The 9,316-nt window shown below is 64.1% G+C and carries 10 protein-coding genes; 5 read left to right on the top strand and 5 right to left on the bottom strand.

The annotated features are described in order from the left end of the window. Positions 1-365 precede the first annotated feature (365 nt). A complete protein-coding gene (locus NKH33_RS32915; RefSeq protein ID WP_352475039.1) occupies positions 366-566 on the top strand; it encodes a hypothetical protein in 201 nt (66 codons plus the stop codon). Then, positions 563-817, top strand: a complete 255-nt coding sequence (locus tag NKH33_RS32910) for a type II toxin-antitoxin system RelE family toxin (RefSeq protein WP_352616729.1) — start codon at positions 563-565, stop codon at positions 815-817. Before NKH33_RS32915 ends, NKH33_RS32910 begins: the two co-directional genes overlap by 4 nt. 79 nt (positions 818-896) lie before the next feature. Here the strand turns inward: NKH33_RS32910 and NKH33_RS32905 are convergent, their stop codons facing one another. The 3 genes from NKH33_RS32905 to NKH33_RS32895 form a co-directional block, all read right to left on the bottom strand. Then, the gene (locus NKH33_RS32905; RefSeq protein ID WP_352705351.1) at positions 897-1,505 is read right to left on the bottom strand and encodes a glutathione S-transferase family protein; all 609 of its coding nucleotides are present in this window, start codon (positions 1,503-1,505) and stop codon (positions 897-899) included. A 262-nt stretch (positions 1,506-1,767) separates the two neighbouring features. Further along, complete coding sequence (locus tag NKH33_RS32900) at positions 1,768-2,604, bottom strand: EAL domain-containing protein (RefSeq protein WP_352923687.1); 837 nt, start codon at positions 2,602-2,604, stop codon at positions 1,768-1,770. A 14-nt stretch (positions 2,605-2,618) separates the two neighbouring features. Next, positions 2,619-3,512, bottom strand: a complete 894-nt coding sequence (locus NKH33_RS32895; RefSeq protein WP_352923685.1) for an EAL domain-containing protein — start codon at positions 3,510-3,512, stop codon at positions 2,619-2,621. 202 nt (positions 3,513-3,714) lie between these two features. Here NKH33_RS32895 and NKH33_RS32890 point away from each other — a divergent pair, with 202 nt between their 5' ends. After that, entirely contained in the window at positions 3,715-4,917 is a 1,203-nt protein-coding gene (locus tag NKH33_RS32890) for a pyridoxal phosphate-dependent aminotransferase (protein WP_352923682.1), read from the top strand. A 6-nt stretch (positions 4,918-4,923) separates the two neighbouring features. Here NKH33_RS32890 and NKH33_RS32885 read toward each other — a convergent pair whose 3' ends face one another. Continuing rightward, positions 4,924-5,319 carry a (R)-mandelonitrile lyase gene (locus NKH33_RS32885; protein WP_352683825.1) on the bottom strand — a complete coding sequence of 132 codons (396 nt, stop codon included), beginning with the start codon at positions 5,317-5,319 and terminating at the stop codon, positions 4,924-4,926. A 30-nt stretch (positions 5,320-5,349) separates the two neighbouring features. After that, positions 5,350-5,949 carry a methyltransferase family protein gene (locus NKH33_RS32880; RefSeq protein WP_352923679.1) on the bottom strand — a complete coding sequence of 200 codons (600 nt, stop codon included), beginning with the start codon at positions 5,947-5,949 and terminating at the stop codon, positions 5,350-5,352. A gap of 144 nt (positions 5,950-6,093) precedes the next feature. On the opposite strand from NKH33_RS32880, the gene NKH33_RS32875 reads away from it, so the two are divergent. Both NKH33_RS32875 and NKH33_RS32870 read left to right on the top strand, forming a co-directional pair. Then, complete coding sequence (locus NKH33_RS32875; protein ID WP_352475048.1) at positions 6,094-6,960, top strand: alpha/beta fold hydrolase; 867 nt, start codon at positions 6,094-6,096, stop codon at positions 6,958-6,960. Positions 6,961-7,123: 163 nt separating this feature from the next. Further along, a complete protein-coding gene (locus NKH33_RS32870; RefSeq protein WP_352683561.1) occupies positions 7,124-9,175 on the top strand; it encodes an elongation factor G in 2,052 nt (683 codons plus the stop codon). Positions 9,176-9,316 lie beyond the last annotated feature (141 nt).

The raw sequence follows: 9,316 nt of genomic DNA, 5'->3' as shown, positions 1-9,316 counted from the left end.
GTCTGCCCGAACATATTATCTACTGCGCCGCCCCGCCGCCCCCCCCCGCCGCCTCGGGGGCCGGGGTGGCTCGCCGCACGGCCCGTTTTTCGGGGCTTGGCCGCGGGCGGGGATTTGCGGGGGGGCCCGCGGCAAGTCACGGATGTACTGGCGGTCGCGCGAGAAGCGCGCCGGAGCGAAAGACCCCGACAAGCCGAAGCAGCAGATTGCTGCCGGCCCGGCCAAAGCGCTCCCGATCAGGCTACCAAGCATGGGAAGGCGGGATTTTGTCCCGCCTTTTTGCTGTCTGGATTCCAGTGAACCGCTGCCTTGGGCCTATAGTCCCACTTTGTGGTGTTTTTGGCCCAATGTGGTACTATTAATTCATGAGCAAGCTTGAACAGATTGAGAAATCCGTTGCCGAACTAAGCCCCGAAGAGCTGAGAGCGTTTGCCGCATGGTTCGAGGCGCTGCAGGCCGACATGTGGGACCGGCAGATCGAAGCCGACGCCAAGGGCGGCAGGCTGGACAAGCTTGCCGAGCAGGCCTTGGCTGATCATCGCGCCGGCCGGACCCGGCCTCTGTGAATCATTTTGCTACTCCCTCGTTTTGGGAGGCCTACGCAAAACTGCCCTCGTTAATCAGAGCAAAGGCGAACAGACGTTTCGCCAAACTGAATTCTGACCCGTTCCACCCGTCGTTGCATTTCAAACAGGTCGGGCGCTACTGGTCGGCGCGGGTTGATATCAACTACCGCGCCGTGGCTGTTCGCGACCACGATGACGTGGTCTGGTTCTGGATAGGCACCCATTCCGAATATGATCGCCTGCTGAAATAGCCGCGCGACCATTCACGTCATCGGCCGAGGGCCGCAAGCCCGACCTCCGGAGCGAGCCGCGAAGCGCCGAGAAGCGTGACTAAGGCAGCCACTCCAGCGGCACATGCCCCGGGTCGGCCTCGACCCTTTTCAGCCAGGCGGCCACCGCCGGATAGGCGTCGAGCTGAAACCCGCCCGTCTCGGCCGTGTGCGTATAGGCATAGAGCGCGATGTCGGCGACGCTGAGCGCATTGCCGGCAAAGAACGTGCTCCCGGCCAGGTGCTTGTCCATGACGCCAAGCGCCTTGTTGCCGCGCTCCAGCGTCAGCGCCAGCCGCTCGGGCGTTGCGTCCTTGGCTCTTTCGGGGAAGGTCAGCAGCGCCCTGCGCACGGCGATATAAGGCTCGTGGCTGTATTGCTCGAAGAACAGCCACTGATAGGCCAGCGCGCGTTCGTATCTGTCCGCCGGCAGAAACCGCGTGCCTTCGGCGAGATAGAGCAGGATGGCATTGGATTCGGCCAGCCGCCGGCCGTCGTCGAGTTCGAGCAGCGGCACCATGGCGTTCGGGTTTTTCGCGACATAGTCGGGCTTGCGCGTGTCGCCGGTGTGCGAGCTGACCTCGACATTGGTGAAAGCGATGCCGAGCTTGGCCATCAACAGGCGCGGCTTGTAGCAATTGCCGCTGTCGATCATTCCATAGAGTATCATCGGTGCTCCCCCTTGCTCGCAACCACCCGTCTCAGGGCTTGATCCAGCCTCTATCGCGGCAGCGGCGGCTTCATCCAGTGATTTGTTTTGGCGTAAGCATCAGCGCCGCTGATGCATTTCAGGATATATCGAGATTCAAGTCAGGCCGAGCCGAGAAGGGTGGGTTCCGAGAACCGGAGCGGAGCGTACTTTGGGTACGTGAGCACCGGAAGCGCAGGAAACCGCCGTTCGCAGGCCGGCATCACTTGAATCTCGATATATCCTAGCCGAATAGGGGGATGACGTTGTTGTCCCTGCCAAGCAGCCTGTCGATCGACAGCGGCTCCTCGTCGAACAGCGTACCGGCCAGCGCCGGCCGGGCAAGGTAAAAGCCCTGCAGCAGGTCGACGCCGCCATCCAGCGCGACGCGCAGATGCGTGGCGTTCTCGACGCCTTCGACCAGCACCTTGGCGCCACGGTCGTGCAGCGTCGAAACCAGCGGCCGGAAAAACCGCTCGGCGGCGGCATGGCGGCAGAATTCTGCGAACCAGGTGCCGTCAATCTTGACGATGTCGGGCTGCACCAGCGCTACCCTTTCTTCGGTCGAATGCCCGGTGCCGAAATCGTCGATGGCGATGCGGACGCCGTCGCGCCGCATCTCGCGCGCCAGGCTGACAAGCACCTTGTCGCCGGCCGCCTGTTCGGTGATCTCGCAGACCAGCATGCCGGGATGCAGGCCGAAATCCGCCAGATGCCTGGTCATCAGCCTGATTTCGGCCAGCGCCCGTGCGGGGTCATCGTTGATCAGCGGATTGTAATTGAAGAACAGGTCGAGCCCGTCGACGCCGATGTTGCGGAAGTTGCGCAAATGCAGCACCCGGCACATGGTTTCGACAAACAGCCGATCCGCTGCCGGCACACCTTCGAAGAAGATTTGCGGCGCCACCGGCCTGCCTGCGCGGTGCGGCTCGATCAGTCCCTCGACCGCGACGGCGGCGAGAAGCCTGCCGCGCGGCGCGAAGACCGGCTGATAGGCGCTCCTCAGCCGAAATGCGCCGTAGACGCCATATTCGATGCCGACCTCGTCGGCAAAGATCGCTTCGCCGACTTTGCGCCGCATGTCGGCCCGCCCGGTCACGATGCCACCCTGCGCCCGAAAGCCCGCATCGGCCGCCGCGAGGTCGAAACGGCCGTAGGCACTTTGTCCTTATCGGGCGACACCGCTGATGCCTGCCCGGCCTTGTCGAAGACGTGAAAGCTGGTCGGTGCAAGCTCCGGGCGTGCCAGCACGAAGCCTTGCACCATCGAGGCGCCCGACTTTTCGGCGAGCTCGAGCTGCCAGCCCGTCTCGATGCCCTCGAATACCGTACGGATGCCTTGCTCTTCGAAGCTGGTCACCATGGCGGTCAGCAAGGCGAAGCCGGCACCGGATTCCATCAGCGTCATGATCCAGTCGGCGTCGAACTTGACGATGTCTGGCCTGAGTTCCTTGATGCGATTGATGTCGGATTCGTCGGCGCCGTAATCGTCGACGGCAATGCGCAAACCATTGCCCCTGAGCGCCTCGACGAAATTGTAGAGCGTTTCCTGCGACGCAGATTTCTGTTCGGTGACCTCGCAGACGACGCGGCGCGGATCGATGTCGGCCTCGTGCAGCACCAGCCGCATTTCGCGCAGCGCCTTGTCGGCGATGCTGCGGTCGGTGAACACCGATGGATCGAAATTGATGAAGATGGAGGCGTCTCGCGGCAGGCAGGCGCCGGCGTTCAGAAGGTGCAGCGTCCGTGTCAGCGCCTCGATATGCAGGCGGTCGACCGCCGGACAGCTGTTGAAGAAACTCATTGGCGGCTGCGGCTCGCCTTCGCGGAACGGCCGGATCAGCCCCTCGAACGCGACGACGGAAAGCTTGCCCTTGTTGAAGGCGAAGATCGGCTGGAACGCGCTTTGCAGCGTATAGCCCCCCCAGACACCGCTGGCGGTGCCGTCATCATGGCGGATGATATGGGCAAGCCCGATGCTGCGTGTCACGGTTCCTCGCTATGCGAGACTGGCGGACCGGCCACGGTCCTGCCGTTCAAGCTTTTACCGATCGTTGATGAATTTATTGTTGCCAGCATTGCGCGCTGGCTCATTCGACAATGCCTGCGCTGGGCTTGCGCTTGACCAGATGATGCGACATGAGAGGCGCCGCAGCGCCTTCGCCCGCCGGTCCTTTCTGGAGATATCTGTCATGGCCTTTCTTGCCGACGTCCTTTCCCGCGTAAAGCCTTCCGCGACCATCGCGGTGACGCAGAAGGCGCGCGAGCTGAAAAACGCCGGCCGCGACGTGATCGGGCTGGGCGCCGGCGAACCGGACTTCGACACCCCCGACAACATCAAGAACGCCGCGATCGAGGCCATCCGCCGAGGCGAGACGAAGTATCCGCCAGTATCCGGCATCGTGCCGCTGCGCGATGCGATCGCGAAAAAATTCAAGCGCGAGAACAATCTCGACTACCGGCCGGAGCAGACCATCGTCGGCACCGGCGGCAAGCAGATCCTGTTCAACGCTTTCATGGCGACGCTGAATCCCGGCGACGAGGTGATCATCCCGCGGCCCTACTGGGTGAGCTATCCCGAAATGGTGGCGATCTGCGGCGGCACCTCGGCCTTTGCCGACACCTCCATCGACAACGGCTTCAAGCTGACGGCGACCGTGCTGGAAAAGGCGATCACGCCGCGCACCAAATGGCTGTTGATGAACTCGCCGTCCAACCCCTCGGGCGCCGCCTATACCGAGGCGGAGCTCAAGGGCCTGGCCGACGTGCTGTTGAAGCACCCGCATGTCTGGGTGCTGACCGACGACATGTACGAGCACCTGACTTATGGCGACTTCGTCTTCAAGACCATCGCCGAGGTCGAGCCGAAGCTCTATGAGCGCACGCTGACGATGAACGGCGTGTCAAAGGCCTATGCCATGACCGGCTGGCGCATCGGCTACGCGGCAGGCCCGGTGCCGCTGATCAAGGCGATGGACATGATCCAGGGCCAGCAGACCTCCGGCGCCTGCACCATCGCCCAATGGGCGGCGGTCGAAGCGCTGAACGGCCCGCAGGATTTCATCCCGAAGAACAAGGCGATCTTCCAGGGCCGGCGCGATCTCGTCGTCTCGATGCTCAACCAGGCGCGCGGCATCACCTGCCCATCGCCGGAGGGTGCGTTCTACGTCTATCCCTCCTGTGCCCAGCTGATCGGCAGGAAGACCAAGAACGGCAAGGTGATCGACAGCGACGAAACCTTCTGCTCGGAACTGCTCGAGGCCGAGGGCGTGGCGGTTGTTTTCGGCTCGGCCTTTGGCCTCGGCCCGAACTTCCGCATCTCCTACGCCACGTCGGAGGCTCTGCTCGAAGAGGCCTGCACGCGCATCCAGCGCTTTACCGCCGCGCTGGTCTGAGACGTTTCAGCCGCCATACTGCTCGTCGTTCACCTTCTCCAGCCAATCGACATGCGCACCCTCGAGCGCCTCCTGCATGGCGATGTGGGTCATCGCCGATTTGGGCGCGGCGCCGTGCCAGTGCTTTTCGCCGGCCGCAAAGGAGATGACGTCGCCGGCCCTGATCTCCTGCAGCGGCCCGCCCCAGCTTTGCACGAGACCGGCACCGGATGTGACATAGAGCGTCTGGCCGAGCGGATGCGTGTGCCAGTGGGTGCGGGCGCCGGGCTCGAAGCTGACCAGCGTGGCTCTGAGCCGCGCCGGCGCCTCTTTCTCGATGATCGGCGTCTGCAAAACCCGGCCAGTGAAGTATTTTTCCGGCGCAACAATCGTCGGCACGCTGCCGCAGGCAATGATCTTCATCGTCGCAAATCCTCGATTCAATCCAGTGTCTTAGACCCTACCACTTTCGTCCGATGCCGGCTGCATCTCCTGCCGGCTGCGGGCAAAACGCGGCCAGAACAGACCGGTCCGCGTGCGGTAAGCGTCGTAGGCATCGGCCAACCTTGTCCGCGAAAATTTTCGCTCTTCGTCCAAGGCCGCGATCACGTAGATCGTAACGATGCCGGCGACCGGCACCACCGCCCAGACCGACCAGGTCGCGATACCCCATCCGACCCAGAAGATGATGTAGGACGTGTAGAACGGATGCCGGACATGGAGATAAGGGCCTTCGGTCACCAGGCTGTCAGGATTGTCAGGATCGAATGCGAACCGCAGCCCCGCCTTGCGGGAGACCGAGATCGCCCACCAGAACAGCGCCGAGCTTGCCAGTTCGATGGCGAGCCCGCCGATCTTCGCCGCCAATGGCTGCCGCTCGATCCACAGCAGCGCAAGAAAGAACAGCGCCGTGCCGACCACGACGGCCGAAATGATCATCGCGCCTTGAGACATGCTCGGCGACTGGAAATGCGCGCGCATCGACCAGGCATATTGGCCGAGCGTCGCGATGCTGCTGATCGAGACGAGAAGGTCGAGTGTGGATTCCATCATCAGGCTCCGGGGGTTAGCTGTGGTGGATTCGTTCATCATACCCGGCAGAAACCCAGAAATCATTTCTTAACCACCGTTCTAAACAACATGGTGACCTCGGCATGCGATGTTGACCTGGAGACAATCCCAAGGTCCAAACCAGATATGGCCGTTTCCCACCGCACGATCCGCACGCCGCAAGCGGATTTGCGCCTCAGCCAGTCGTCGGGACCCGGCATCCCGCTTGTCCTGATCCACGGCTCAGGCAGTTCGCGCGCCGTATTCGCCCGCCAGTTCGACAGCCCGTTGGCCGCTGCCCATCGGTTGATTGCTTTCGACCTGCCCGGCCATGGCGAATCGTCGGACGCCCGCGATCCGGCGACGGACTACACAATCGCCGGCCTTGCCCAATCGGCGGCCCAGCTCCTCGATGCCTTGGGCATCGGCCGCGCCGTCGTCTTCGGCTGGTCGCTTGGCGGGCACGTGGCAATCGAACTCGCGAGTTTTCACCGCGCCGTCGGCGGGCTGATGCTGACCGGCGCGCCGCCGGTATCGAAGGGTCCTTTCGGCATGCTGCGCGGCTTCCACGCGCATTGGGACATGCTGCTGGCGTCCAAAAAGACGTATTCCGAACGCGATGCCGAGCGCTTCGAGACGCTGTGTTTCGGCGACACCGCCGATCCGTCCTTTCGCCAAGCCATCCTGCGCACCGACGGCCGGCTGCGCGCCGCGGTGACGCGCGGCATGCTCACCGGCAAGGGTGCCGACCAGAGACAGGTGGTCGAGCAAGCCGCGTTTCCGGTCGCTATCGTCAATGGCGAGAACGATCCGTTCGTCCGGCTCGGCTATTTTGAGACGCTCGCCTACGGCTCGCTGTGGGAGCATTGCCACATCGTCTCCGGCGCCGGGCATGCGCCTTTCTGGGAGCGTGCGGACCTGTTCAATCCGTTGCTCGCGCGCTTTGCCGAGACGGTGGCGGTGCAGCGCGTGGACGCACCCCCGCTGGCGTCGCGCCTGACCGGCACCGGCTGAACCGGCCCCAACTTCAAATCCCTTCAACTTCAAATCCCTTGCCCTCCCGGCCTGCCCGTGGGACGATGCCCTTTGGGTAGGTGGCAAATTGAAAAAAGCCTCGCCCGCGACGGCCGACAGGCCGGCCGCCGCTCACAGGGAAACGCCTGAGTGGAGGTCAGCCATGGGTACTCGCGCCGGAGGACGACGCACGGGACCGAAATGCATTGCCATAGTCGGTCCCTTCGCAAGCGGTAAGACGACACTTCTCGAAGCCATACTCGCCCGTACAGGCGCCATTCCCCGCCAGAATCCCGTTTCGTCCGGAAATACCGTTTCCGATCATTCGCCCGAGGCGCGCGCTCACGGCATGAGCGTCGAGGCGACCTTCGCCACCACCGATTTCATGGGCGAGCCGTTCACCTTCGTCGATTGTCCCGGCTCGATCGAATTCTCCTTCGAAGCCGAGCCGGTGCTGGCCGCCTGCGACGTCGCCGTGGTCGTTGCCGAGGCCGACGAGAAGAAGATCCCTGCCCTGCAGCTGATCATGCGCAAGCTCGACGAGCTCGGCGTGCCGCGCATGCTGTTCCTGAACAAGGTCGACAAGGCGATAGCAGGTGTGCGCGACACGCTGAAGATGCTGCAGCCGGCAAGCTCGGTGCCATTGCTGCTGCGCCAGATCCCGCTGCGCAAGGACGGCGTCGTCATCGGCTCGATCGACCTCGCTCTGGAGCGTGCCTACATCTACCGCGAATATGCCGAGAGCGAGGTCGCCCAGATCCCGAGCGACGACAAGGCGCGCGAGCTCGAGGCGCGCTTTTCCATGCTGGAGACACTCGCCGACCATGACGACCGGCTGATGGAGCAATTGCTTGACGAGATCGAACCGCCGAAGGACGCGATCTTCGACGACCTCGCCGCAGATCTGCGCGACGGCACGGTGACGCCGGTGCTGATCGGCACCGCCGAGAAGGGCAACGGCGTGCTGCGCCTGTTGAAGGCGATCCGTCACGACGCACCCGACATCGCGGCGACGCGCCAGCGTCTCGGCGCGCCCGATGGCAATGCCACCGTGGTCCAAGTGATGAAGACCATCCACACCGCGCATGGCGGCAAGCTGTCGGTGTCGCGCATCCTGTCCGGCCAGGTCGCCGACGCCGCCGAGCTGTTCCTTCCCAGCGGCGAGACGGCAAAGGTCTCCGGCATCTACAAGATGCTCGGCAAGGACCAGGTCAAGCTGACTTCGGCCAAGGCCGGCGACACTGTGGCGCTCGGCAAGCTGGACGCCGTCAGGACCGGCCAGACGCTGAGCTCGACCAAGGGCGGCATCAAGCCGCTGGTCACGCTGGCGCCGCCGCAACCGGTCTTCGCCTTCGCGCTGCGGCCGAAAGAGCGCAAGGACGAGGTCAAGATGTCGGCGGCCATCCAGCGCCTGGCCGAGGAAGATCCCTCGCTCAACCTGCATCACAACCAGGATTCCGCCGAAACCGTGCTGTCCGGTCATGGCGAGATGCATCTGCGCGTCGTGCGCGAGCGGCTGGAAGGCAAGAACCAGATCCCGGTCGAAGGCCATGTGCCGGCCGTGCCCTATCGCGAGACGATCCGCAAAGCGACGCAGCAGCGCGGCCGCCACAAGAAACAGTCGGGCGGCCACGGCCAGTTCGGCGATGTGGTGCTGGAGATCAAACCGCTGCCGCGCGGTTCAGGCTTCCAGTTCACCGATACGATCACCGGCGGCGTCGTGCCGAAGACCTACATCCAGTCGGTCGAGACCGGCGTGCGCGATTACCTGAAATCGGGCCCGCTCGGCTTCCCGGTCGTCGATGTTGCCGTCAACCTTTCCGACGGCTCCTACCATGCGGTCGATTCCTCCGACATGGCCTTCCAGATGGCGGCGAAGCTGGCGATGAAGGAAGGCATGGCCGCGTGCTCGCCGGTGCTGCTGGAGCCGGTGATGAAGGTCGAGATCGTCACGCCGTCGGATGCGACGTCGAAGATCATCGCTCTGATCCCGCAGCGGCGCGGCCAGATCCTCGGCTACGACGCGCGGCCCGACTGGCCGGGATGGGACGTGGTCGAGGCGACCATGCCGCAGGCTGAGATCGGCGACCTCATCATCGAGCTGCGCTCGGCCACTGCGGGTGTCGCCAGCTACCGGGCCGTCTTCGACCACATGGCCGAACTCACCGGCCGGTTGGCCGACGAAGCGCTGAACGCCAACGGCAAGGCCGCCTGAGCTGCCCTTGCGGCCCAACAGGAAACGGGGGCCCGCGGGCCCCCGGGCCGGGTGGTTGGGGGCGGGGTAGGGGGGGGGGGAAACGGCGGGGCCCCGCCAGGGGTGCGCGCGGGGTTTTGGGGGGGGATGTTTTGGCGGGGG

The sequence above is a fragment of the Mesorhizobium sp. M1182 genome (assembly GCF_040318335.1).
GTDB lineage: Bacteria > Pseudomonadota > Alphaproteobacteria > Rhizobiales > Rhizobiaceae > Mesorhizobium.
The sequence above is the reverse complement of the archived record's forward strand: the minus strand, read 5'-3'. Positions and strand labels throughout refer to the sequence as shown.

Excerpts from the sequence above, each read along its gene's own strand:
- NKH33_RS32915 (WP_352475039.1), top strand. The coding sequence starts at position 366 with ATGAGCAAGCTTGAACAGATTGAGAAATCCGTTGCCGAACTAAGCCCC.
- NKH33_RS32905 (WP_352705351.1), bottom strand. The coding sequence starts at position 1,505 with ATGATACTCTATGGAATGATCGACAGCGGCAATTGCTACAAGCCGCGC.
- NKH33_RS32900 (WP_352923687.1), bottom strand. The coding sequence starts at position 2,604 with ATGCGGCGCAAAGTCGGCGAAGCGATCTTTGCCGACGAGGTCGGCATC.
- NKH33_RS32890 (WP_352923682.1), top strand. The coding sequence starts at position 3,715 with ATGGCCTTTCTTGCCGACGTCCTTTCCCGCGTAAAGCCTTCCGCGACC.
- NKH33_RS32885 (WP_352683825.1), bottom strand. The coding sequence starts at position 5,319 with ATGAAGATCATTGCCTGCGGCAGCGTGCCGACGATTGTTGCGCCGGAA.
- NKH33_RS32880 (WP_352923679.1), bottom strand. The coding sequence starts at position 5,949 with ATGATGGAATCCACACTCGACCTTCTCGTCTCGATCAGCAGCATCGCG.
- NKH33_RS32875 (WP_352475048.1), top strand. The coding sequence starts at position 6,094 with ATGGCCGTTTCCCACCGCACGATCCGCACGCCGCAAGCGGATTTGCGC.
- NKH33_RS32870 (WP_352683561.1), top strand. The coding sequence starts at position 7,124 with ATGGGTACTCGCGCCGGAGGACGACGCACGGGACCGAAATGCATTGCC.